Raw genomic sequence first — 26,176 nt, 5'->3', positions numbered from 1 at the left:
TTGCCTTACAAGCTAACACACGTTTAAAGTGTTATTTTTAAAATACGGCACATCGTCACCGTTTAAGGCTATTTTGTTGCGCCATGCAAGATAGTATATGTAATGCCACGGGTATCTTGCCACATAAGACTGCAGCCGGTTAACAAAAGCGGCTGTGTAGTTTGTTATTGTTTCTGTTTTATCAGCTCCCTCTGGGCATACAAGAGGGCTTTCTATAATCATCTTGTGGCGGCTGTCCTGCCCTCTAACCATAAAGACAGGCAGAATTACTGCTCCAGTCCTGAGAGCTATATCTATGGCACCGGTTGAATAAAGCGCCTTCTTGCCAAAAAACTCTACCTCCACCCACTCCTTACCGCCCCCGCCATCAAGTGCCACCCCAAGGATTTCATTTCTCTTTAAACACAGGAATGCCTCCTTAAGAGATCCAAACACGTTAATATGGGTCACGGGAAGAGTTTGTTCGTGCCGCCATTTGATTTCCATGTTCTTCTTTTTTATATAAGATACATCGTTTTTGTCATTCCACACAGTGGCGGGCGCTCCCAACTGGCTCATCTTGTATCCTTTATATCCGATTGCAGGCATCACCATCTGGTTTGCCCCAAAGTGCGCAAAAAGCAGGATAACTCCCCTTTGCTGTTTTAACGCCTCATCCAGATTCTCAAGTCCGTCATACTTTATAAACCAGTCTATGTTGTCTTTGTTAATTTTAGGAAACATCAGGGTTTCTATCTCATTTTGCAGAAAATTCAGTAAAGTCTCCTTTGCAAGGTAGCGGATTTCCTCTGCTTTTTTACTCGGAAAAAGCCTTTGAAGTTCTTTAGAATAGGCAAACTCCTTCTTTTTGTCAATGTTAAAGCCAATACTCCCAAGGGCTTTAATCAGGCGGTATGAAAGCGAAAATGGAAAGAGCCCGACAAGGTACCTAAACGGATAATAGTAAATAAACCTGAAAATATCTTTTATCAGCTCAACTTTAAGACTCATGGTTGTTGAAAAACCCCCCTTTCTCGAACTTTCACTCTCCTCAGTATATCCATAATATAAACTTTCTCACTTATCGCAAAAATACCTCCCCAAACTGCCAATCCTAAAAACATCACCTCAGTTGTTATGGCTGCAATGTAAACATTATAGTCCTTTATCAAAATCCCGGCACAAACCGACACGGCAGAGTACGCCATGGCTTTCACCACAGCAAAGACGGGAAGCCTTAACACGGACTTATTTAATACAAAAAGAGAAACAAGGAAATTTGAAAAATATGCTGTTAAAGAGGCAAGGGCAGCCCCCCTGTACCCATATACAGGAACCAAAGCGACAAGCAAAATGGCTATCAGTATGAGGGAAATTAAATTACAAAGTATAAACTGCTTTTGCATCTTTAAGGAAATAAAGAACAGATGGGCAAAATTAGCTAAAAATAGAAACACTACTGAATAAGATATGACCCTTAAAATCATCCACGATGAATCATACTTGTGCCCATAGAGTATCCCCATGGTTTCCCTTGAAAAGACAAAAAACAGTATTGAAACATTCAATGAAAACACAAGGAGTATCTTAAAAAATTTGCTACCAATATCCTTAATTCTGTCTCTGTCTTGTAAAGCGGCTAAAAAAGAAAATCGCGGTAAAAACACAGTCATCAGCACCTCGCTAAGAACCAGCGTCTGAATAATAATGCCGTGAGCAGTTTCAAAAAAAGCAACCTCCTCAGCCCCCTTTAAGTATTTCAGAAGCAAAGCTGGCATCCGGCCAATAATCTGCACAAACAGTACGCCAAGCCCCAGACTGAAAGCGTCTTTGAGAAATATCCTGAGGTCGGCCATTGGAAACACTTTAGCGGGAACTACAAATTTCTTTAACATAATCCGGATGCTTAATATAAACTGTACAACCTGAGCCGCTAAAATTGCAATAACAACAGGCATAAATCCGCTCTTGAAATAAACAATAGCGATTACGATAACAAGCAATACGGCGGAGTAAACGGTTGTAAGAACCATTTCGTATTGCATTTTCTCGTATGCTCTGAATACGTCTTTAGAGAGATCTGAAAAAGCCCTGAATATTTCAGCAACAGCCGATATGATAATAGCGATAAGAATAAGTTTCTCTACCTTCATAACAATGGCAATAGCGATTACGGAGGTAAATGAAGCGACAGCCAGCCAGACCCTGACTTTAAGTGCTATCCCAATATAAAGAGAGGCTTTATCCCTGTTTTGTGACACCTCGCGCACAAGTGCCTGCCCAACTCCATAGAAAGCTATGCTCATCACACTTGCCGTAAGGCTTACAACAAAGACAAAGTTACCGAAATCCACTACCGTAAGAACCCGTGCAAGGCCAAACAGCAATAGCATACCGGTGCCGATTCTAAGGATACGTGCTATAAAAATAAAAAAATAATTCCTTGCAATCAGACTGACAGAGTCTTGCTCACCACGTAAAAGGTCATTCCCGTGCTCAGGTGTGTTCATACAGTGATTTTAAGATACTATTTTCTGAGTGGTTTTTACAAATAACTATAAAGATGAATTTAAAAAAATTGTTCTTTTAGTTTAACTCGTGGTAATAATGCTTTGTATTACACTAATAAAAAAGTTGAGTAATTTTTTTTTGATTGTCGTAAATTTATTAAGTTGACAATAACCTGGCAAAATAGTTAAACTCTACCTGCGTAGATTTTAAGCATGGTAATGGGGCTGTAGCTCAGTTGGGAGAGCGCTTGAATGGCATTCAAGAGGTCGTCGGTTCGATCCCGATCAGCTCCACCAGTTCTAATTAATATGGCAGGCGATTGAATGCGGCTTGGTATCAGAAGAAAGTGCTGACAAGTGTTACCGGATTATCCAGCAAATTAACATTTACATGAAAATCATCTTCTCTGTTTAGAATTCTGATAGTTCCTTTATAGTCAATCCTCAACTGTATAGGTTTTCCAGGCGGTAACGTCAGCGTCTGAGGCTGTCTTGCTTCACAACAATCTGCCGATGAGACAATTTTGCCGTAATAGTTTTCAGGCGGGCGGTGTATAACATAACTGACACCGGTGTCTTTCAATGATTTTTCAAGAGTATCCCAATCTGCCTGATCTGTTATGAAATTGTCTTTTTTCCACTGAGAATCTATGCCGGTTACATTAAAAGGATACCTTATTTCATGAAATACGCCTGCGTACTTTTTAGCACATTGAGTTACAATGTCAGGTGTTTCGCCCATGTTTGATTTTAAAGCTACGGTTATGTAGTGGAGTTCTGGAGCACGAGGCTGTTGAGAAAATAACGATGCTAAACGCTCCAGGTTATTGATGAATCTGTCAAAGATACCGCCTTTTCTTAATTTAGGATACAAGGATGGATTAAGCGTATCTGCCAAAATGTTAATATGGTGAATGCCGCTTTTACTCATAGCGACAAGAATGTTATCCGATAGATTAGCAGCTAAGTTTGTTGTAAACAACACTCTCTTGCGCAATTGCAGAGGGATAAGTTCCAAAAACTTTGCCAGCTCAGGATGAAGTGTAGGCTCATAAAGAGATGATAAATAAAATGAGGCAGCGGGCAGGTATGGCAGAAACGATATTACTTTTGTAAAAGTTTCAATTGTCATAAAACCGTTATCCATTAACCCTTTATGAGTGACTGGGCAAAAAGGGCATCTCAGATTACAGTTATCAGTGATGTCAGCTGTTATAAACTCTATATCCATATTCATGCCGATACTAAAAGGACTATCTTTTAAAATGTAGTCAGTATTACGAATTTTTACAGATATCGTATGAGTTTTGTTATCTGCCATATATTCAGGGAAAAAGAAATGAAACGCATGGCAGCCATTGCCAATGCCCGACTCTTCAAGATCTTTCCTGTATGTGTCTGCCGGAACTGTACCTATATGTGTTTGAGTTGATGAATCATAGATTTCAATATCAACAGGAGTGTCAGGATTTTTTTTGTTATAAGCCCAGCCGGAAAACCCGGTTTTGTCAAAGCCTTCAATATACCCTTCATACTCAATTTCTACAGGTATATTGACTGTTAAAAAATTGGCACTAAGAAAGAAATCAGTATTAACAATCTTTGCTGTTATCGTGTGCTCGTTACCATCTGCCAAATGGTCGGGGAAATCAAATCTAAACGCATGGCAACCATTGCCAATGCCCGACTCTTCAAGGTCTTTTCTATATGTGTCTGCTGTAACTGTATCAATAAGTGTTTGAGTTGATGAATCATAGATTTCAATATCAACAGGGGTATCAGGATTTTTTTTGCTATAAGCCCAGCCGGAAAACCCGGTTTTGTCAAAGACTTCAATATACCCTTCATACTCAATTTCTATAGGTATATTGACTGTTAAAAAATTGGCACTAAGAAAGAAATCAGTATTAACAATCTTTGCTGTTATCGTGTGCTCTTTACCATCTGCCATATAATCTGGCAAATCAAATCTAAACGCATGGCAGCCATTGCCTATGCCTGCATCTTCAAGGTCCTTTCTATATATGTCTGCCGTAACTGTATCAATAAGTGTTTGAGTTGCTGCATCATAGATTTCAATATCAACAGATGCATCCGGAGTTTTCTTGCTATATGCCCACCCGGAAAACCCTGTTTTGTCAAAGAACTCAATATACCCTTCATACTCAATTTCTACAGGTATATTGACAGTTAAAAAATTGGCACTAAGAAAGAAATCAGTATTAACAATCTTTGCAGTTATCGTGTGCTCTTTCCCATCTGCCATATAATCTGGTAAATCAAATCTAAACGCATGGCAGCCATTGCCTATCCCTGCATCCTTAAGGTCTTTTCTATAGATGTCCGCTGTAACAGTACCGACAAGTGTTTGAGTTGATGAATCAGCGATTTCAATATCAACAGGGGTATCGGGATTTTTTTTGTCATAAGCCCACCCGGAAAATCCGGTTTTATCACAGCGTTCAATACGCCCTTCATAATTTTTTATTTCATGCGGCATTATGTCACTTCGCCCTGTGTTTCATACGACATGATCCTGTCATGCTATACTGATTCTGCATCAGAGAGTCATTGGAAAGCAGTAAAGAGCTTCATAGGATTATTAAGTATATGTATGTTTACATAGAAATATTCTTCTCTGGTTAAAACTCTGATATCACCCTTATAATCAATCCTCAACTGTATAGGCTTTTCAGGAGGTGTTGCTTTCATATGATGCTGCCCTGTTTCGTAATAATCAACTGATGAGGCAAAAGTATCATAATAGTTATCTGCCGGACGGCATAAAACATAGTTAGCTCTGGTATCTTTCAGCGATTTTTCAATAATATCCCAATCGGTTGCCTCAGTTATGAAATTTTCTTTCCGCCACGTATCATCTATGCTGCTTACATTAAAAGGATACCTTACTTCATGCGATACGGATAGATATTTATTTGCACATTGAGCCACAATATAAGGGATTTCACTCATGTTTGATTTTAAGGCAACAGTTATAAAGTGAAGTTCCGGGGCGAGAGGTTCTTTTGAAAAAATAGCTGTTAAGCGCTCAATGTTATTCATGAATCTTTTATAAATACCACCTTTTCTTAGTTTTGGATATAACGTTGGGTTTAGCGTATCTACTGAAATATTAATGTGATGGATACTGCTTTTGCTCATAGCTATAAGAATGTCATCAGAGAGGTTAGCTGCTAAGTTTGTTGTAAAAAAAACCCTGTTACGCCACTGCAGCGGTATAATTTCTAAAAATTTTGCTAAATCAGGATGAAGCGTTGGTTCGTGAAGACATGATAAATAAAATGAAGCTACAGGCAGGTACGGCAAAAACGTTATTGCTTTTTTAAAAGTTTCAAGCGACATAAAATCTGTATTTATTAAACCTGTACGATCAACAAGACAAAAAGGACACCTCAGGTTACAGTTATTGGTGATGTCAATAGATATAAAATCAATATCTGTAGGTATGTATATTGTAAAAGGGCTGTTTTTTAATAAGTAATCCGTGTTAGCAATCTTTACAGATATATCATGATTTTTTTTATCTACAAAATGCGGTGGGAATTTAAACCTAAACCCATGACACCCGTTGCCAATTTCTGCTTTCTCAAGATCCCTTCTATATGCATCAGCCTTAATTGTGCTGATGAGAGTGGAGGAATCATAAATTTCTATGTCAACAGGAGTGTCAGGAGTCTTCTTATTGTACGCCCACCCGGAAAACTCGCTTATTTCAACGGCCTCGACATAGCCTTCAAAAACATCGTTTTCCTCAGAATCAACAGGTATGTTTATAGTAAAAGGGCTATTATTTAAAAAGTAATTCGTGTTGGAAATCTTTACAGATATATCATGATTTCTATTATCTATAAGTTGAAGTGGGAATTTGAAACTAAATGCGTGACGTCCATTACCTTTGCCTGTCTTTTCAAGATCCTGTCTGTAAGTATCAGCCTTAATTGTGCTTATGTGATTGGAGGAATCATAAATTTCTATGTCAACAGGAGTGTCAGGATTCCCGCGATAATACGCCCATCCAGAAAACCCTTCTTTGTCAACACCCTCAACATAGCCTTCACAAACATTATTTCCATCTGAGTCTATCGGTATGTTTATTGTAAATGATGTGTTATTTAAAAGGTAATCCGTGTTAGAAATCTTTACAGATATATCATGATTTGTATTGTCTAAAAGTTGAAGCGGGAATTTGAAACTAAATGCATGACGCCCATTGCCTTTGCCTGCCTTCTCAAGATCCTTTCTATACGTATCAGCTTTAATTGTGCTTATGTGATTGAATGAATCATAAATCTCTATCTCAACAGGAGAATCCGGAGTCTTCTTATCATATGCCCATCCTGAAAATCCGGCTGTGTCAATGGTTTCAACATATCCTTCAAAACCTTTATTCTTTCCCTTATAGATATTCTTAAATCTCTTCCACATCATGCGTCTCTACTTATATTTAGCCACGTATATGCCCGTTTTGTCAAGGCTGCAACGATGCAAGCCCGATTAAACTGCAGGCAAAGAAACTGTGAAAGGGCTATTATCCAGAAAGAAATCGGTATTAGAAATCTTCACAGATATAGTATGGTTTTTATTGTCCATTATAAGTGACGGATAGTCAAACCTAAATGCGTGACAACCATTACCCATTCCTGTCTCCTCAAGATCCTTTCGATATGTACCGGCTGTCATGGTACTAATAAGTGCCTGAGTTGTTACATCATATATTTCAACCTCAACAGAGGTATCAGGATTTCTTTTATCGTATGCCCACCCTGTAAACCCGCGTTCATCAAAACCATCAATATAGCCGTCATACTCGGCAGGGATATAAATTTCAAAAGGACTATTTTGCAAAAAGAAATCGGAATTAGAAATCTTTACAGAGATTGTGTGATGTTCATCATCAGCCATAATAGCAGGAAAATCACATCTAAACGCATGAGAGCCATTACCAATGCCTGTATCTTCAAGATCCTTTCTATACAAATCAGCGGTAATGGTTAGGTGTGTTTGAGTTGACAGGTCATAGAGTTCAACATCAACGGGTGTATCCGGACACTTTTTATTATAAGCCCAGCCTGCAAGTCCGGTTTCGTCAAAGCTCTCAACGTAACCCTCATAATCTTTCTCTTCATATGACATAAAAAGCAACTTTTCCACAAACCATGTTATGTTATTTTATAACGTATGTTCCGATGTTGTCAAACACAACTATAAACTCTACATATCAATTCTTGTGACAACTCCACGGAGTTTATGAGAAGGCAGGGCATAGAACTGAACAAAGGCCGGAGTAAGCCGTTTTATTATTGAAAAAATTTGCCATATAAAATTCCTTGTGGCTATATCCTCCACACCATAAAATATGGTCTTTTCATAAATACTGTTTATGTTCAATATTGACTCCACATCAATAACCTCCATGTAGCCTATCTCTATTTTAAATGCTCTTAGCCCTGGGGCAGCCTCCGTCTCCGGCCAGCCCCTTACACCAAAAGGCTCATCCGTTACACGGATGGATACAATGACATTGTCCTCGTAAATTATGTTGGCTGTAAACATTGTACTTACCACATACGGAGGTATCAACTGCATATCCCTCGCAAAATATAAGACCGTACCTCGTATCTTGTTCAGAGTTCTGTAGATTTCTGTGTATTCAGGCAAAAAATCGGCCAGAGGAACTGGCTTTAAGCTCTTGTATAATCTCTTTTGCCCTGCCGTATATATGAGTATTATTGATAACGGGATAGAAGCAATGATTACAGACCAGTATCCTCCATGCGGAATTTTAAACATGTTGGAAAGAAAAAATATCAGATCCACTATGAAAACAGCACAAGAAAAAGACGATCGAATGTACTGTTTTTTCAGAAAGAAAATCCATGTCATGAAAAACCCTGTAAGTGACATAGTTCCCGTAACAGCAAGACCGTACGCAGCGGCAAGATTACTTGATTCCCTGAATCTGTTCATTATAAACAGCACTGAAATCAGCAAAAACCAGTTAACGAACCCTATATATATCTGAGAGCGCAGCTTCTCGGATGTGTAATCCACCTTAAACATCGGCATAACCCGTGTGGTGATGCCCTGATAAACTATCGAAAACATACCGCTAATCATAGCCTGAGAGGCTATTACAGTTGCCATTATGCTAAGAATCAAAAACGGCACATATAGGAACTGCGCCTGATGAAACATCATTTCAAAAAGCACATTCTTAGCCGCAGGATGTTTTATCACATAAGCACCCTGCCCAAGGTAATTTAAGATAAGCGCTATGAAAACAAAGTACCATGCCCTCACTATAGGTTTCCTGCCAAGATGTCCCATGTCGGCATAGAGAGCCTCGCCTCCTGTAGCACAAAGAGTTACCTCAGATAAGATAAAAAAACCGCTTAACCCCTTGTTAAACAAGAACTTCAACCCATAGTACGGATTCACTGCATTTAACACATGTGGAAATTCCAGAAATGAGAACACACCTGAAACGCTAAGACATAAAAACCAAATGACCATAATAGGCCCAAAGGCGCTTGCCACTTTCTCAGTCCCCTTTCTCTGAAATAAAAACAGCACTATGGCAATTATCCCCGCCGCTATCAGTATCTCATTAGTGGTTAAATTCTCCCATCCCGGAATCAACCTTGCACCCTCTACTGCACTAAGAATGCTTATAGCAGGCGTTATGACCCCATCCCCAATCAGCAGCGATATGCCAACAATCGAAAGAGTGGATACCAGCCGTGCGCTCCAGACATTTTTTAACAAAGGAGTCAACAGCTCTTTAAGCACAACAGTTCCACCCTCTCCCTTTTTACCCAAAGACATTGCAAGCCACGCGTACTCTATCGTCACGAGCACAATCAGTGTCCACACAATCAGCGACAAAACACCGGTTATGTTGTCCTGTGTTGGCTCAATAAGCAGGAGGATTACGGTCAGTGTGTAAATTGGACTTGTACCAATATCTCCAAATACGAGTCCTAAAGACTTGATTATCCCTTTCCAGGGTGCCGATTCTTTTACCATCTTTCCAATTCTAAAACATGTGTATTATACTAAATGTCAATGTTTTTAGTGAACATATTTGGGGGATACCTGACGGATGCCGGATAAAATAAAAGGGATATTAAAAAAGCCTGATACGGCTCTTTACATTGCTATCTGTGTCTATTTCGTTGTTACCCTGATAAATCTGCTTAACCACGTAATGTGGAGAGATGAGTTAGGACCGTGGGCAATAGCAAAGGAAAGCACCTCTTTATCTGAGCTTTTTTATAACTACAGGTATGAGGGACATCCAAGACTTTGGGTTTTTATAGTCTATCTGCTTACCAAACTTACTAACAACATGGCTTCTATGCAGATGGCTCACCTGTGCATTGCCACGGCTGCTGCTTTTGTGTTTTTAAAGTATGCTCCTTTTAAAAAATGGCAGAGCATTTTCTTTATTTTTGGATATTTTACTTTTTTTGAGTATGCCGTCATAAGCAGAAATTATTCAATGGGAGTATTGTTGTTTTTTATTTTTGCCTATATGATAAGACCTGTTGAAGGCAGGAGAAACTACATATTACTGTCAGTTGTGCTATTTTTAATGTGCCAGACAAATGCCTACGCATCTGTTGTAGCAATTGTGTTTGCTCTGACTCTGTGTTTTGAATTTTTGCTTAACAAGCAAAAAGATACTAAAACATGGCTAATTTTTACACTAAGTGCCCTTATTTTCATCTCTGGACTTCTTTTTTCAATATATCAAATGCTGCCACCGCCTGATTCCCTGTATCTCAAAAAACCAGAATTTTTGACTGGTGACCCAACGTATGATTTCATGCGCCTCCTCAATCAGATTGCAAATGTTTACAATGTGTATTTCCCGATACCTATGTTTAAACAAAACTTCTGGTGCGGTAATATAATCGGCTATATATCCAAAAACCCTTTAGTGCTGTTTTTTACGAGAGTTGCAGTTGGGGCAATTTTTTTGTCTGTTACTTTTTTTATGGTTATCAGACGTCCGGTTGCCGCTTTTTTTTTCATAACAGGAAATGCTGCTATTATGGCTTTTAGTGATCTTTTATATGGGAGCTTGATAAGACACAGAGGACACCTTTTTATGATTTTTATCTGCTCTCTGTGGCTCACTTATTATTACAGGCCTGTTGCATTTAAAGTACCTTTTTTAAACAAGTTTTGTTTGTTTTTTGAGGGGAAAAAAAACGTATGGTTAAATTTTTTTATAACAATCCATATATTTGCCGCCTTAGTAGCAATAACAATATCTGCCATGTATCCGTTTACAGATGCCAAAGATACTGCTAATTTCATAAAAGCCAACAACCTTGACTTATTACCCATGGCAGCTGATGCCGACTACCAAACCACCTCTGTTGCAGTTTATCTTGGTGAAAGTATGTTTTATCCAGTAACGGGGCGCTATGGCACTTACGTCATTTCAAACAATAAGCGTCTCTATACTGACAGTGATGGCGTGTTAAAAGAAATAGAAAAATTTATGAAACTGAGGAAAAGCAATATCCTGCTTGTGTTAAACAGCCCACTTACAAGACAACAAATGAAACGAAACGATATAGTATTTATAAAGGCATTTGCTAACGGCATAATTGGCGATGAAAGGTACTGTATTTACGTTATGAAATACAACGAGGTGAGTCCATGACAGAGGATAACAGCCCTGAGGCTGCAACGAAAATATCAACAGGGAAAATTATTTTTGGTGCGGTTGTATTGTTGTGTCTGTTTCTTTCTGTATTTGTCAGGTACCATGCAATGGCTAAGTGGAAAATGCAGCAGGATCTGTTCTTTTACGGCAGCACCCCCATGATGTCAACAGTTGACGCCTACGACTGGATTATTAATGCCCATGAGTACGAACAAGGAACTCCGGCACTTAAAAGCCCGCTTATCAGCGTCATAGCAGTTAAGCTTTCAGGGCTTTTTGGAAACAATACCACAAGGGCTGCTTTTTACACGGTGTTTTTTCTTTCAGGACTCTTTATAATTCCGCTGTCGTTATTTTTTTATAAAACCGGACATCCTGGTGTGGCTATTTCGGCCTCTGTCTTTGGCACGTTTGGTAAGATATATTTTGAAAGAACTGCTATCGGCAGATTTGACACAGATTTATTAAATTTATTTTTCCCATTTCTTGTCTCATTTTTTATTTTAAAATCGTCTGCAGCTAAAACTCATAAACAGAGCTATCTTTACTCCGCTTTTACCGGTGCTGCATTGTCTTTTTTTGATTGGTGGTATCAGGGACACAGAGGGTTCACTTTTATCTATCTTGCCGTTTTGGTTATTTCGCTTGTTTTTCACAGGGTAAAGTATAAACATATCCTTGTTTCGTGTTTACTGTGTTTTTCGTTTTCCTTTCTAAATGAGGCATTGCTGCCGTTAAGCGATACTCTGCTTTTAGTAGTGGTTTTTATTGTAATCGTTATTGGCTTTTTGCTTTACCGTTACAGAGACGCTCAGAAGTGGGAACTGTTAATGCGATTAATTTCAGCAGGGCTTTTTCTAATCGTATTTACGTTGAGTTTTAGTGTATTGAAGCCTGAGCTGGAAAAACTCCTGTTTTTTACACACAGATTTACAGAGGTCTCCTCGGTAGAAACTATGAAAGCAGGGGACAGTTTTCCCGGGCGCGAGAGTTTTACAAGAGAGACAAAACACTATACGCCTCAAGTGGTTATGTCCACGATTTTTTATAGCAAATCATGGCTGCCGCTGATTGGAATTTTAGGATTTTTCGTTTTTATAATCCTGAACTTCAGAGCAGCATTTATGCTTCTGCCAGTGTTTTTAATCGGGCTTCTTTCCTTTAAAAGTGAAATTCGCCTTGCCATGTACCTGCCACCGTTTGCAGGAGCTGGTTTAGGCTACCTGCTAATGCTGTCTGTAGCTCCTTTTAAAAATCTGATTGAAAAAATTAAATTAAAAAAAGAAATAGTAGTTTACATTTTAATATTTGCTATTTTTTTTGCTGCCGATTTTTCATCAGCTTATTCATACAGTCCATTTGTATTAATTAACGCCAAAATATACAAGGGATTTAATGAGATAAAAAAAATCGTACCAGCCGATTCTAAGATGTTTACATGGTGGGACACTGGGTATGCCCTCCAGAGTATCGGTCTTAAGACATACCATGACCCTGGCCCTACAACCCAGGAAATCACTTACTTTACGGCAAGAGGGTTAACGGTTACAAGCCAAAAAGAGCTTTACAGTATTCTCAGTTACATAGACCGTGTGGCTTCAAAAAATAAGGTCAATGAAAACAAAAATGCTAAAGAAAAAATACAGAAAGCCATAAACTTTACCGGGGGTTTAAACGGAGACAATGTGTATGTTCTTTTTTCAAACGATATGATTTACACATTTAATGCCGTAAGCAACATAGGCAACTGGGATTTCGATGCTAAAACCCGTGAATATAAAAAACCGGTTAAATTTCTTAAAGAGATCACACTGGAGAGCTCAACCGGAATTCTCAATGGCAACATCCCGCTTAAATCCATACTCACGGTAGATAACGGTGAAATAAAGGACACTCAAACTTTCATAAATAATCCCTACGGCCAATACCTTGAAATAATAAAGTCAGGCCAAACCGTCCTGTACATGCTTCTCATGGACGAGGATACCTATCAGTCAAACTTCAACAAAATGTTTATCCTTGGGGCTTTCGATAAAAACCTCTTTGAGGAAATCTACAACAATTTCCCAAATGTCAGACTTTATAAGGCAAACCTGGGTGTCATTTAGTATTTACTTTTTTACCTGTGAATGTTATAATATTGTTTGATAGATGTGTTTTAACAGTTGATTACTAAAAAAACAGAGAGAAAGTATGCCACAAACAATGAATGTTAAAGAGTGTGTGTTTTATAGCACTGATGCTGCAAGGGCAATGCCTCTTATGGACATATACGAGACCGATGATCTGCTCGTGTTTGAAGTGGATGCGCCGGGGATTGTTTTAGAGGCTCTCAGCATAAGAGTTTGCGACGATGTTGTGGTTATCGAAGGGGACAAATGTAAGACAACAAATGCTGAGGGAAGCCGTTTTTTTTGCATGGAACGATGTTATGACCACTTTAAACGTATGGTAAAGCTACCAATCAGGGTGAATGTCGCCTCAGGTAAGGCCGTTTATTTTAAAGGGGTTATAAAACTTACTTTTGAAAAATCCAGAGACAGAGTTATAACAATTACAATTGAAAGAGCGACAATAGGAGATGAAAATGGGTGAAGCTGATAAAAAAATAGATGAAAAAGAACTTGAAATTCCCGATGTGTTACCAGTGCTTCCTGTTCGAGACATAGTTGTGTTTCCTTATATGATAATCCCATTGTTTGTTGGACGTGAAAAATCAATCAGTTCTATAGATTCATCTTTAAGCACAAACAGGATGATAATGTTGCTCACTCAAAAAGACCTTAATACCGAAAACCCATCCATAGATGAACTCTACCACACGGGCACCGTTGGACTCATCATGAGGATGCTGAAGCTGCCCGACGGTCGCGTCAAAATACTGGTTCAGGGAATAACAAAGGCCAGATGTTCCGACATACATGAAAAGGATAATATCTTTATTGCCCACATACAAAAAATAGAAGAGAAAAAGCCTGACGTTCTGTCCTTAGAAGTCGAGGCTCTTATAAGGTCAGTTAAGGAACAAATAGAAAAGGCCCTGTCTTTTGGTAAGACAATTCTTCCTGATATTATGATAGTCATAGAAAACCTTGACGACCCGGGCAGACTTGCCGATTTAGTCGCCTCAAACATAGGGTTAAAGACCGATCAGGCTCAGCATATTCTTGAGATAGAGGATCAGGTTGAACGGCTAAAGAGAGTGAGTGAGCTGCTTAACCGTGAAATTGAGCTTCTCATAGTGCAGCAGAAAATCCAGACTGAGGCACGCGGAGAGATAGACAAGACACAGCGTGAATATTTCCTCAGAGAGCAGCTTAAGGCAATACAAAAAGAGCTTGGCGATATAGACGAAAAAATGGAGGAAATCCGCGAGTTCAGAAAGAAAATCGAAGAGGCAAAGATGCCTGAAAAGGTACAAAAAGAGGCTGAAAAACAGCTTAAACGCCTTGAAAAAATGCACCCGGACAGTGCCGAGGCTGCAACAGTAAGAACATACCTTGACTGGCTTGTCGAGCTTCCGTGGTCAAAGTCCACAAAAGATAACCTTAACATAAAAACAGCACGAAAGGTACTTAATGAGGATCACTACGATCTGGAAAAAATAAAGGACCGAATCTTAGAATATCTTAGCGTAAGAAAGTTAAATCCAAAGATGAAGGGCCCGATTCTTTGTTTTATAGGCCCCCCAGGCGTAGGAAAGACCTCACTGGGTAAGTCAATAGCAAGAGCGCTTGGTAAAGAATTTGTCCGTATGTCGCTTGGCGGGGTGCGTGATGAGGCAGAAATCAGAGGCCACAGAAGAACCTATGTAGGCGCACTGCCGGGTAGAATCATACAGGGAATCAAGCAGGCTGGAACCAATAATCCGGTGTTTATGTTAGATGAGGTAGATAAAATTGGTACGGATTTCAGAGGAGACCCCTCATCGGCACTTCTTGAGGTGCTTGACCCGGAGCAGAATAACTCCTTTGTTGACCATTATATAGCGGTTGCCTTTGATCTTACCAAAGTCATGTTCATAACAACGGGTAACATAGCAGACACAATACCCGGACCCCTTAGAGACAGAATGGAAATCATCAGTCTTTCCGGTTACACGGCTGAGGAAAAAATAGGTATTGCTAAAAACTATCTTATCCCCAAGCAGTATCAGGAGCATGGTCTTACAAAAGGCGTGCTGAGAATTTCCAATACCGCCCTGAATCTTCTCATTACACAGTACACACGGGAGGCAGGGGTAAGAAATCTGGAACGCACTATAGCGAAGCTATGCCGTAAGGTAGCTAAACATATAGCCGAGGGTAAGCGCAGGAAGTTTCTAATAACCAACAGCAGCCTCACAAAGTATCTCGGTGCACCAAGGTTTCTGCCTGAAGAGGAGATGAAAAAGGACGAGGTAGGCGTGGCTACCGGGCTTGCATGGACAGAAAGCGGCGGAGACATCATATACGTTGAGGCTACAACCATGAAGGGTAAGGGTAACCTTACCATCACAGGACAGCTTGGTGATGTTATGAAAGAATCAGCACATGCCGCTCTTTCCTACGTTCGCTCCCGCGCTAAGGAACTCGGCATTAACGAAGATCTGTTTTCCGAAAAAGATATTCATATCCATGTACCGGCTGGCGCTATTCCTAAAGACGGCCCCTCAGCAGGGATTACCATAACAACCGCTGTTGCCTCAGCGCTTATCGGAGTCCCAATACACAAAAGCATTGCCATGACAGGCGAGGTAACTCTAAGAGGAACAGTTTTACCGATTGGCGGTCTTAAAGAGAAAACTCTGGCGGCAAAGCGGCATGGCATCAGGAAAATCATAATACCAAACCGAAACCAAAAGGATCTCGACGACATTCCTAAGTACATCCGAAAAGACATGGAGTTTATACTCAGTGAGACCATGGACAATGTCCTTGAAGTTGCTTTAAAAAGACCGGCTGCCGTATAACTCTGCCGTCATGGAAACATCCGGCATGGGCGAGTTGTCTTTAGTTAAGCATATCAGAGAGAGTTTCTTTAAACCGGTTGACGGACTCGTTGCAGGGATAGGGGATGATGCCGCAGTGCTAAAACCGCCGGATGGTTGCCTTGTCGTTACTACGGATGCTCTGATGGAGGGTGTTCATTTTGACCTTACATACTGTTCATTGTATCAGGTTGGATATAAACTGGTAAGTGTAAACGTAAGTGATATATATGCTATGGGGGCACGTCCTCTGTATATGCTGTTGTCACTGTCAATTCCCCCGCAATCGGCTGTTTCTACGAACATAGAGGAGTTTTTAAGTGGTATGAGAAGTGCTCTGGATATTTATAACGCCGCACTGGTTGGCGGAGATGTAACATCGTCCCGCTCCGGATTGGCTCTCAGTGCAACCATAATAGGAGTTTCAGAAAAAACTCCTGTCATGAGAAACGGAGCAAAACCCGGCGACAGGGTATATGTTACCGGTTCCCTTGGTGATTCAGCTGCTGGATTACATGCCTTAAGGAAATTAGGAAAGGTTGTGCGCATAGAAAATTCTGAGACTATAGATGATTTCCCTCTGTCCTGGAACATTTTAAAACCACTCATTAACAGACACCTCATGCCAGCCGTCAAACAGCTCCCCTCAACTGAGCATATAAGCTCTATGATGGATATAAGCGACGGACTTGCTATGGATTTAAGGCGGCTTTGCGGTGAAAGCGGTGTTGGCTCTCGTATCTATGAAAAAAATCTGCCCATATCCGTTGAAATGACAGCTTTGTGCAGATACCTTGATCTTAATCCTCTTGACTTATGCCTGTGCGGAGGTGAGGACTACGAGCTGCTTTTTACCAGCTCCTCTTGTGACAGTGTTACGGATGCGGTGTATATCGGAGAGATTGTACAAGGCGACAGCGTTATCATTGTAACACAGAATAGCAGTGAAACAGAGCTTAAGGACTGTGGATATGATCATTTTAAAAATTAAAAACGCTTGCAAACAGCTTATAGGGCTTAATGATTCACCGTTTCTGATAGCGCTGTCTTTTGGGGTCGGAGCCTTTATCGGATTTTCTCCTCTTTATGGTATTCACACCGTTTTAGGCCTAATAGCTGCATGGGCGTTCAAGCTTAATAAGGCATCTTTAATAACAGGCGTGTATCTGTCAAATCCTGTAACAATAGTTCCCATATACACCTTTGGCACGTGGTTTGGGATAAAAATAACCGGCAGCACTGCCTCTATTTCTGATTTTAATCTTAAAGGCTTAACGCTCTCAAATATTGAAAACACGCTTGAGTCGCTTCTTTGGCCGTTTATTATAGGCAACACGGTATTGTCTGTGCTTGTCGGATTTATTAGTTATGCCATTTTATATCACATACTTAAACTCAGAGCTAAATCTAAACCGGTTGAGGCAAACTTGCTGCCTGATGACAAATAAAGGATGTCTGCTCCTGCTGCCTTAATAGTCACTCTGGGCTGTCCAAAAAACAAGGTGGATTCTGAAAATCTGGAGAGCCTCCTTCACAAACAAGGCATACAGACGGTAAGCTCAGTTAAGGATGCCTCTTTTGTAATTATCAACACCTGCGGATTTATCGAAAGTGCCAAACAGGAGTCCATAAACGAAATTCTCTCACTGACGGCAGAAAAGGCTAGTGGCAAAAAAATTCTCGTCTTTGGCTGTCTCGCTCAAAGGTATAAGTATGAATTGATGGCTGAAATCCCAGAGATAGACGCAATATGGGGTGTGGGAAAAGAAGAGGAAATTGCCGGCTATTTTAAGGAAATACTGGCCAAAGAGAGATTAACTAAAGAGAAACCACGAAACATCTCCCGTTTACCTTATGCCTATTTAAAAGCAGCCGAGGGATGTAACCGCAAATGCTCATTCTGTGTGATACCCTCAATAAGGGGAGGCTTCAGAAGTTTTCCAACAGAGGAAATTGTACAAAAAGCCAAAGCGCAAACAGAGGCCGGAAAGAAAGAGTTAATTTTTGTTGCACAAGACCTTACATCGTATGGCTCTGACACAGGTTCATCGCTTAGCGATTTGATAAGAAAAGTTGCGGCACTAAGCGGTGATTTTTGGATACGCCTTCTGTATCTTTATCCGGCCTCTATAAACGATGAACTTATAGCGTGTGTGAGGGATGAGGAGAAAGTGTTGAAATATTTTGACATTCCGTTTCAACACTCTGAGGGGCGGATTCTTAAAGCTATGGGACGCAGCGGAGACAGTGGGCAGCACTTAAAACTCATCGAAAAAATTCGCTCAGAGATTCCTGACGCTGTTTTTCGGACAACCTTCATCGTAGGGCACCCCGGTGAGACCTATCGTGATTTTAGCGCACTTATGTCTTTTGTCAATGAAGCGCAATTTGATCACGTAGGTGTGTTTTCGTATTCTGATGAGGAGGGTACACGGTCATTTAACATGGCAAAGAAGGTATCCGAAAAAACCATGAAAAAACGCATTGATGATATAATGATGCTTCAGGCAAAGATATCTTATGAGAAAAATCTTAAGTTAATCGGCGGCACTTACCCCACATTAATTGACGAGGCAGGAGAGGGCATCCTTATAGGACGGCTGCAAAGACATGCTCCTGAAATAGATGGAAATGTTATTATAGAGTTACATGGTTCTGAAAAAGTTGATACAGACATTTTATCAAATTTTATAAATGTAACAATAACCGATGCCAGTGAGTATGATTTAATGGGAAAAATTCATGATTAGTAAGGTATAGATTATGAGAGCAGCTGCCCATGTGCAAAAAATAACGCCTCTGCATGTGATACTTTTTTTTCTTACGCTTTTGTCAACGATAGTTGCCGGTATGTTTCAAAAGGGGATAGACCCGCTGAAATCACCAGAGAGGTTTTATGAGGGGCTGCCGTTTGCCTTAACTCTTTTGGGGATACTTCTTTCGCATGAGCTTGGCCACTATGTATCCTCGGTTAAGCATAACACACAGGCAACGCTTCCGTACTTCATCCCGGCACCATCCATATTTGGCACGTTTGGAGCATTTATAAAGATGAAATCACCCATACAAACGCGCACAGCTCTTCTTGACATCGGAGCCTCTGGGCCGGTAATCGGGTTTGTATTTTCCGTAGCGGCCACAATTATTGGACTTATGGGCTCAAAAATTGTGGAAACTGCAGGCAGTCATGGGATTACTCTTGGCGATTCCTTATTGTTTTCGTTTTTATCAAAACTCATACTTGGCACACCTCCAGCCGGACAGGACATAATGTTAAACTCAGTGGCATTTGCAGGTTGGATTGGCCTTTTTGTAACCTCGTTAAACCTGTTGCCTGTCGGACAGCTTGATGGCGGCCACATTGCATACGCAGTGACAGATGTCGGGCACAAGTGGTCGTCTAAACTTATAGTGGCAACATTAGCTTGTATAGGTGTTTTTTATTGGGAGGGGTGGCTTATGTGGGCTTTCTTAATGGTTATGCTAGGTATACATCACCCTCCTGTTTATTTTTCAGATGTGCCGCTTGATCCCTCAAGAAAAAAAATTGCAGTCCTCTCACTTCTTATTTTCATAGTCACCTTTATGCCAACCCCTTTTATACTGAAAGATTGAAAGATTAGTAGATTAAAAGATAGCTAAGGGGAGCTTCATTAATGCCTGGACGATTTAAGTTCTTCTATGAAAAAGGTTGTGCTTTTTATGAGTCGGAAAGTAGGTGTTTATTAAATTTTAGAGTATGCTTCTTTTGCAGTTTTTATTTAAAGAGAATAGATATGTTACAACCTAAAGAGCATATAAACTTAATATTTACTAAATTATCATTCAGTAGAGCTTATATGTTCTCATTGTTGGCAATTGTTTTTTCATTAGTTAATTTGATGCAGTTGTTTTTATCAAGAAGTGATGATATATCACGTGAGATTTATAAATTATTTGCATATTATGCTCATTAAAAAAAGGAAGTTTAGTTTTTTAACCGTGCCAAAAGCGCATTGACTTTAGCGTCGCTCTTTTTGAGTTTTTCTGTGAGAATTATAGCCAAATTCTTATAGAGCTTAAGACAGAGCCTGGGCTCTGAGGTTCTAAGTATTACCTCGTTGATTGCAATAAGGCTGCAATCAGTCTCCGCCACGGCTGCCGCAAACCTCGGAGCTGCTGATATGATAGACATCTCCCCAAAACACTCGCCAAGCTTTAGCACATTTAGTATGGTTTCGGTGCCTGAGTCATCAAATTGTTTAGTGATTTTTACCTGCCCCGAGATGATTATAAACATCTTACTGCCTATGGTGTTTTCTTTAAAAATCACATCTCCCTTTTTATATGAAACTTTAAGGCTGATGTTGTAAATTTTGTTAAGCTCATCTATTGAGAAATCAGAAAAAAAAGCATAGTTTCTTTTAAGGCTTTGCAGGAATTCCTTGTCGGCATATTCCTTAGATATGTCCAGTTTTTGAGTCTCCAGCAGCTCCTCCCGATTATGAAAAATCTCAAGTTCATCGGCAAATTCACCTGCGGACTGGTATCTTGAGTCTTTGTTTTTTTCGAGGCCCTTTAATATACACTTGCTAAGGTCCTCGGGGATGGTTGGCTCAATAACGTGTGGGGGCTTAGGGGTGGTGGTTTTAATTTTCTGAAAGAGCTCCGGAAGCGTTGGAGCCGAGAAGGGTTTTTTACCCGTAAGAAACTCATACGCAAGACAGGCTAATGAGAATATATCGGTTTGTCTGTCAAGCTCCAGCCCTGAAATCTGCTCAGGTGACATATAAGAGGGAGTTCCCAGAATTCTGTCAGAAGATTGCCTGCCTATTGCAGTGCCTGTGGATGAGAGCATAGCAATACCAAAGTCCATAATCTTAACCTGATAATCCCGCACTGCTCTTTTATCGTCTGAGACAATCATAATGTTAGCAGGCTTTATATCTCTGTGAATTACACCTCTTTGATGCGCATAATGAAGGGCATTAGCTATCTGAATTAATAATCCAACCTTCTCTATAAGTCTAAACGATGCCTTTTCCAATATTATGCTTTTAAGATTCACCCCGTCCACATACTCCATTACAAAGTAGTGAATATCATTGTACTCTCCGACATCAAAGATGGTTGCTATATTGGGATGGGATAATTTCCCGGCTATTCTTACCTCCTGATAAAACAGGCCAAGCATATCCTTTAAATTAACATTCGTTATGGCTTTCCCTATTTTGATAGTTTTGATGGCAACTACCCTGTCAATAATCGTATCCACTCCCCGGTAAACTAACCCCATGGCTCCCTGTCCAAGCTCATGTAGTATCCGGTACCTGCCAATCTTTGTCATGGCAATTGTGGAGTCGTATAACAGGTTAAATTTTTTCATATAAACAGTTTTAATTATAACATAATGTGTCTTTAGAAGAGATTTCCTTATGTTGGAACAGTTGGATAAAAACTCATTCCGGCTTGAGTGTGACAGCTCTGTGTGCAATGTCCTTTCTGTAGTGCATATTGTCAAAGTGTATCAGTTTAATAGCTGAGTAGGCTTTTTCAAGTGCATCTTTAATGTTTCTGCCTAGTGCGCTCACAGCACAAACTCTACCACCTGAAGTAACTATTGAATTGTCCTTATATCCTGTGCCGGCATGAAAGACAACAACATCTTTGAGAGCCTTTACTTTATCAAGTCCTGAGATTGGCTTATCCTTTTCAAATTTTCCTGGATACCCACCTGAGGCTAACACCACTGTAACAGAGTGACGGGTTGACCACTCAACTTTTACTTTATCCAGATTACCCTCAATCACCCCAAATATGATGTCAATTAGTTCCGACTCAAGCCGCATGAGGACCGCCTGAGTTTCAGGGTCGCCAAGACGGCAGTTAAACTCAAGCACGTACGGTTTTCCATCTTTAATCATAAGGCCGGCATAGAGAATTCCTTTGTATTTAATACCCTCTTTGGCAAGGTTGTGGATTACTGGTTTCATGACTTTTTCCATGACAATTTGTTCTATCTCCGGAGTTATAACCGTAGCCGGACTGTAAGCACCCATGCCTCCGGTGTTTGGCCCGAGATCGTTATCAAAGATGCGCTTATGATCCTGAGATGAGACCATGGGAATTATCGTTTTCCCATCCGTAAAGGCCATAAAAGATGCCTCCTCGCCCTCAATGCAATCCTCTATTATTACTTTATCTCCGGCATTGCCAAATGCCCTGTCTTTCATGATTAATCTGATGGCAGCAATAGCGTCATCTGTGCTGCCAGCTACTATAACCCCTTTACCTGCGGCAAGCCCATCGGCCTTAACTACAATCGGAGCGCCCTTGATGCGCACATATTCCTCTGCGAATATGTTTGATGAAAACACTTTGTAATCGGCTGTGGGAATCCCGTAACGTCTCATGAAATCCTTAGAGAAGGCCTTAGAACATTCAAGCTCTGCAGCCATACGATTTGGCCCAAATATCTTTAAACCCTCTTTTTCAAATGAATCCACAATGCCGGCACAAAGCGGCACCTCCGGGCCCACTATCGTGCAGTCTATCCACTCATATTTTACGAAATCTATAAGTCCATTTACATTCTCAACCTCTATGTCAACACAATCGGCCATAGCGGCTATGCCTGCATTACCGGGACAGCAATAAACTTTATCCACTCGTTTGCTCTTTTTTAAAGCCCATATTATAGCGTGTTCACGTCCGCCGCTGCCTATTACCAATATCTTCATTATTTCCTCCATGCCCGGTTTATCAAATTATCTTTTAAATTATTTATTAACTCAAGATTTCCGTAAGTCATCCGAGTCAGTAAACGCTAATGTAATCATCTACGATAGTCTCCCTGAGAAGCTCTCCCCTGTTATATGCCGGTATTATTGTTGATACCAGCGGATTCACCATATATAATAACAATAAGCAGCAAGATGAGTAAATTGAAAACCCGCAGATAAAACAGACTGGACCCCCAGATCGGAGGTAACAATGCTAAAAAGAAAACCCAATTATCTTTTCTACAATATTTGTAAAAGGAAGAATCAGATGTTTAATTCACTTTTTTGTTTCCTTTATTGAAAGGTCCCTTGTAAAATCCACGCACCGGATATCTTTACCACTTATGGAAAACTTCTTATTACAGTGCTCCCGCCATGCACACACCGTGCAGATGCTAATCTCATCGGCCATTTTCACCTCTGACAACTCGGTATCATTTATTATTATACCTGATGCCGGTACAAATAAAAAAGGGGGAGGGTTATATTCCCTCCCCCTTTTTACAAACATATAACAGTTAACCGGTTAAGCAGTAGTTGAGGCTGCTTTTCCTGCCTTTTTCTTGAGTGCTGCTTGTGCTGCTGCTAGTCTTGCCAGCGGCAGTCTGTAAGGAGAGCAGCTTACATAGTCCATTCCTACGTTAAAGCAAAACTCAACTGATCTTGCCTCTCCGCCATGCTCGCCGCAAATACCTACTTTGAGTTTGGGTTTGGTGGAACGTCCCTTTTCAATACCCATCTTTACCAGCTGGCCAACTCCGCCGATGTCTATAGTTACAAACGGATCATCGGGAAGCACCTTCTTATCTACATAAAATGGTAAGAAGCGTCCGGCATCATCACGGCTTAATCCGAAGGTGGTTTGGGTAAGGTCATTGGTGCCAAATGAGAAGAACTCAGCATCTTCTGCTATCTTATCGGCTACAAGGGCTGCGCGTGGAAGCTCAATCATCGTTCCGATTAAGTAATCCACTTTCAATTTTGCCTTTTCCATAACTGCATCGCAGGTCTTTATGGTCATCTCTTTTAGTCTCTTAAATTCCTCAGGTACTGCTACCAGTGGAATCATTATCTCTGGAATTACATCCTGGCCTTCTTTCTTAAGCTCACATGCGGCCTCCATAATTGCCTGCACCTGAATCTCATACATCTCAGGATATGTTACACCCAAACGGCAACCTCTGTGTCCAAGCATCGGGTTAAACTCATGAAGTGCCTCATTTCTTTCATTAAGTTTGGCAGCAGACACTCCCATCTCCTTTGCAAGTCCATCGATCTCTTTCTTTGTGTGTGGGAGGAACTCATGAAGCGGCGGGTCAAGAAGCCTGATTGTAACCGGTTTGCCCTTCATTACTTTGAAGATTCCCTTGAAATCTTTCTTCTGCATAGGGAGAATTTTCTTAAGTGCCTTGCGTCTGCCCTCTTCGTCGTCGGCAAGAATCATCTCACGCACGGCCTTGATTCTGTCCTCTTCAAAGAACATGTGCTCTGTTCTGCAAAGACCGATTCCCTCGGCTCCAAACTTAATAGCTACCTCTGCATCATGCGGCGTGTCGGCATTGGCTCTTACGCCCATCGTTCTGCACTCATCCACCCAGCCCATAAACTTAGCAAAATCGCCAGTTATTGCAGGTTCGATAAGCTTAGTATCACCGATAATGATTTCACCGGTGGAACCATTTATAGTTAACATATCACCCTCTTTTAAGCTGTTGTCTTTTATGTTGAGGGTCTTTTTCTTAGAATCTATTACGAGGTCACCGCATCCTGCCACACAAGGTTTACCCATACCTCTTGCAACAACTGCTGCGTGTGAGGTCATACCGCCGCGGGCTGTCAGAATTCCCTGGGCTGCGTGCATTCCACCGATGTCCTCGGGGGATGTTTCAAGTCTGACCAGTATGACTTTCTCTTTCTTTTCTGCCCATGCCTCAGCGTCCTGAGCGGTAAACACTATCTTTCCTACTGCTGCTCCGGGTGAGGCTGGAAGTCCCTTAGCTACTTTATTGAGTTTTGCCTTAGGGTCTATCATTGGATGCAGGAATTGGTCAAGCTGCGGAGGTTCTACTCTTTGCACTGCCGTTTCCTTGCTGATTTTACCCTCTTCTACTAAATCCATGGCAATCTTTAAGGCTGCTGCTGCCGTTCTCTTACCTACTCTTACCTGAAGCATGAAGAGCTTTTTGTCTTCAATTGTAAACTCCAGATCAAGCATATCATTGTAGTGCAGCTCCAGTTTTTTGTAAATATCCATGAGGTGATTGTACGCATCCGGCATGTCTTTGCTAAGATCGCTGACCGGCATAGGGGTACGAATACCTGCCACAACGTCCTCGCCCTGAGCGTTAATCAGACACTCACCGTAAAACTTATTCTCACCGGTGGAGGGATTTCTTGTAAATGCAACTCCGGTACCGGATGTGTTACCCATGTTACCAAATACCATCGTACAGATGTTAACAGCGGTACCGAGATCATCGGGAATTCCGTTGAGTTTTCTGTAGGTCTTTGCGCGCTCGCCGTTCCATGAGTCAAACACTGCGTTAATAGCTGCTTTCATCTGATCCATGGCATCCTGAGGAAAGTCCTGTTTGGTTTCCTTTTTATAAAGGGCCTTAAACTTAACCACGAGCTCTTTCAACTGCTCTACGTTTAGGTCAGCATCGTACTTTACTTTTGCCTTGTCTTTTGCCTCATCCAGAACGTGCTCAAACTTCATCCTGTCAACACCCATAACTATTGAAGCAAACATTGTGATAAAACGTCTGTAAGCGTCATAGGCAAACTTCTCGTTACCACTTCTTGCTATAACGCCTGTGATTGTGGCATCTGAAAGACCGAGATTCAAAACAGTGTCCATCATGCCGGGCATAGAAAACTTAGCACCGGAGCGCACCGAGACCAGAAGCGGCCTTTCAGGATCGCCAAACTTCAGGTTCATAATTGCTTCGACCTTCTTAAGGTCCTCCATCGCCTGATCCCACATCCCATCAGGGTACTTGGCGCCGTTTACAAAATACTCGTTACAAGCCTCCGTGGTTATTGTAAACCCAGGGGGCACTGGAATACCGAGCTTGGTCATCTCAGAAAGACCGGCTCCTTTACCGCCGAGAAGGTCCTTCATAGAACCGTCCCCGTCAGCCTTACCATCACCAAAGAAATAAACCCACTTCTTTGCCATACACTTAATCCTCCTACTTATTTTTGGTACTGATTATACTCTACTAAAGTCCTTATCTAAACGACACACTTTAAC

At 40.8% G+C, this 26,176-nt stretch carries 17 protein-coding genes and 1 tRNA gene; 9 read left to right on the top strand and 9 right to left on the bottom strand.

Going from position 1 to position 26,176, the window contains the following annotated elements; translation table 11 throughout:
- Positions 1–12 precede the first annotated feature (12 nt).
- Together HQK88_00840 and HQK88_00835 are read right to left on the bottom strand one after the other, a co-directional pair.
- Positions 13–990: a lysophospholipid acyltransferase family protein gene (locus HQK88_00840; protein ID MBF0615340.1), complete on the bottom strand. Its 978-nt coding sequence runs from the start codon at positions 988–990 to the stop codon at positions 13–15.
- Positions 987–2,489 carry a flippase gene (locus HQK88_00835; protein MBF0615339.1) on the bottom strand — a complete coding sequence of 501 codons (1,503 nt, stop codon included), beginning with the start codon at positions 2,487–2,489 and terminating at the stop codon, positions 987–989. Before HQK88_00835 ends, HQK88_00840 begins: the two co-directional genes overlap by 4 nt.
- Positions 2,490–2,710: 221 nt before the next feature.
- On the opposite strand from HQK88_00835, the gene HQK88_00830 reads away from it, so the two are divergent.
- Positions 2,711–2,786, top strand: a tRNA-Ala gene (locus HQK88_00830).
- A gap of 40 nt (positions 2,787–2,826) precedes the next feature.
- On the opposite strand, the gene HQK88_00825 is transcribed toward HQK88_00830, so the two are convergent.
- From HQK88_00825 to HQK88_00810, 4 genes are all read right to left on the bottom strand, one after another.
- Positions 2,827–4,989, bottom strand: coding sequence for a radical SAM protein (locus HQK88_00825; GenBank protein ID MBF0615338.1), 2,163 nt, complete (start codon positions 4,987–4,989; stop codon positions 2,827–2,829).
- 68 nt (positions 4,990–5,057) lie between these two features.
- Positions 5,058–6,938 (bottom strand): radical SAM protein, encoded by a 1,881-nt coding sequence (locus HQK88_00820; GenBank protein MBF0615337.1) that lies wholly within the window; start codon positions 6,936–6,938, stop codon positions 5,058–5,060.
- A 66-nt stretch (positions 6,939–7,004) separates the two neighbouring features.
- Entirely contained in the window at positions 7,005–7,661 is a 657-nt protein-coding gene (locus HQK88_00815) for a hypothetical protein (protein MBF0615336.1), read from the bottom strand.
- A gap of 60 nt (positions 7,662–7,721) precedes the next feature.
- Positions 7,722–9,536, bottom strand: a complete 1,815-nt coding sequence (locus HQK88_00810; GenBank protein MBF0615335.1) for a KUP/HAK/KT family potassium transporter — start codon at positions 9,534–9,536, stop codon at positions 7,722–7,724.
- Positions 9,537–9,612: 76 nt separating this feature from the next.
- On the opposite strand from HQK88_00810, the gene HQK88_00805 reads away from it, so the two are divergent.
- From HQK88_00805 to HQK88_00770, 8 genes are all read left to right on the top strand, one after another.
- Entirely contained in the window at positions 9,613–11,187 is a 1,575-nt protein-coding gene (locus HQK88_00805) for a hypothetical protein (GenBank protein MBF0615334.1), read from the top strand.
- A complete protein-coding gene (locus tag HQK88_00800) occupies positions 11,184–13,298 on the top strand; it encodes a hypothetical protein (GenBank protein ID MBF0615333.1) in 2,115 nt (704 codons plus the stop codon). The genes HQK88_00805 and HQK88_00800 overlap by 4 nt, the downstream gene beginning before the upstream one ends.
- An 85-nt stretch (positions 13,299–13,383) precedes the next feature.
- Positions 13,384–13,785 (top strand): Hsp20/alpha crystallin family protein, encoded by a 402-nt coding sequence (locus HQK88_00795; protein ID MBF0615332.1) that lies wholly within the window; start codon positions 13,384–13,386, stop codon positions 13,783–13,785.
- Positions 13,772–16,141, top strand: a complete 2,370-nt coding sequence (gene lon, locus HQK88_00790; protein ID MBF0615331.1) for an endopeptidase La — start codon at positions 13,772–13,774, stop codon at positions 16,139–16,141. The genes HQK88_00795 and lon overlap by 14 nt, the downstream gene beginning before the upstream one ends.
- A 10-nt stretch (positions 16,142–16,151) precedes the next feature.
- The gene (gene thiL / locus HQK88_00785) at positions 16,152–17,150 is read left to right on the top strand and encodes a thiamine-phosphate kinase (GenBank protein MBF0615330.1); all 999 of its coding nucleotides are present in this window, start codon (positions 16,152–16,154) and stop codon (positions 17,148–17,150) included.
- Positions 17,131–17,607 (top strand): DUF2062 domain-containing protein, encoded by a 477-nt coding sequence (locus HQK88_00780; GenBank protein MBF0615329.1) that lies wholly within the window; start codon positions 17,131–17,133, stop codon positions 17,605–17,607. The genes thiL and HQK88_00780 overlap by 20 nt, the downstream gene beginning before the upstream one ends.
- Positions 17,608–17,610: 3 nt before the next feature.
- Positions 17,611–18,909, top strand: coding sequence for a 30S ribosomal protein S12 methylthiotransferase RimO (gene rimO, locus HQK88_00775; GenBank protein MBF0615328.1), 1,299 nt, complete (start codon positions 17,611–17,613; stop codon positions 18,907–18,909).
- 31 nt (positions 18,910–18,940) lie between these two features.
- Positions 18,941–19,774 (top strand): site-2 protease family protein, encoded by an 834-nt coding sequence (locus tag HQK88_00770; protein ID MBF0615327.1) that lies wholly within the window; start codon positions 18,941–18,943, stop codon positions 19,772–19,774.
- A 352-nt stretch (positions 19,775–20,126) separates the two neighbouring features.
- Here HQK88_00770 and HQK88_00765 read toward each other — a convergent pair whose 3' ends face one another.
- From HQK88_00765 to HQK88_00755, 3 genes are all read right to left on the bottom strand, one after another.
- Positions 20,127–21,524 (bottom strand): protein kinase, encoded by a 1,398-nt coding sequence (locus HQK88_00765; GenBank protein MBF0615326.1) that lies wholly within the window; start codon positions 21,522–21,524, stop codon positions 20,127–20,129.
- Positions 21,525–21,597: 73 nt separating this feature from the next.
- The gene (gene purD, locus HQK88_00760) at positions 21,598–22,878 is read right to left on the bottom strand and encodes a phosphoribosylamine--glycine ligase (protein ID MBF0615325.1); all 1,281 of its coding nucleotides are present in this window, start codon (positions 22,876–22,878) and stop codon (positions 21,598–21,600) included.
- Between the two features lie 568 nt (positions 22,879–23,446).
- Positions 23,447–26,101 (bottom strand): pyruvate, phosphate dikinase, encoded by a 2,655-nt coding sequence (locus tag HQK88_00755; GenBank protein MBF0615324.1) that lies wholly within the window; start codon positions 26,099–26,101, stop codon positions 23,447–23,449.
- Between the last annotated feature and the right edge of the window lie 75 nt (positions 26,102–26,176).

The organism is Nitrospirota bacterium, assembly GCA_015233895.1.
Lineage (GTDB): Bacteria > Nitrospirota > Thermodesulfovibrionia > Thermodesulfovibrionales > Magnetobacteriaceae > Magnetomonas.
Note: the sequence above shows the minus strand (reverse complement) of the source record. Positions and strands in the feature narration are given on the sequence as shown.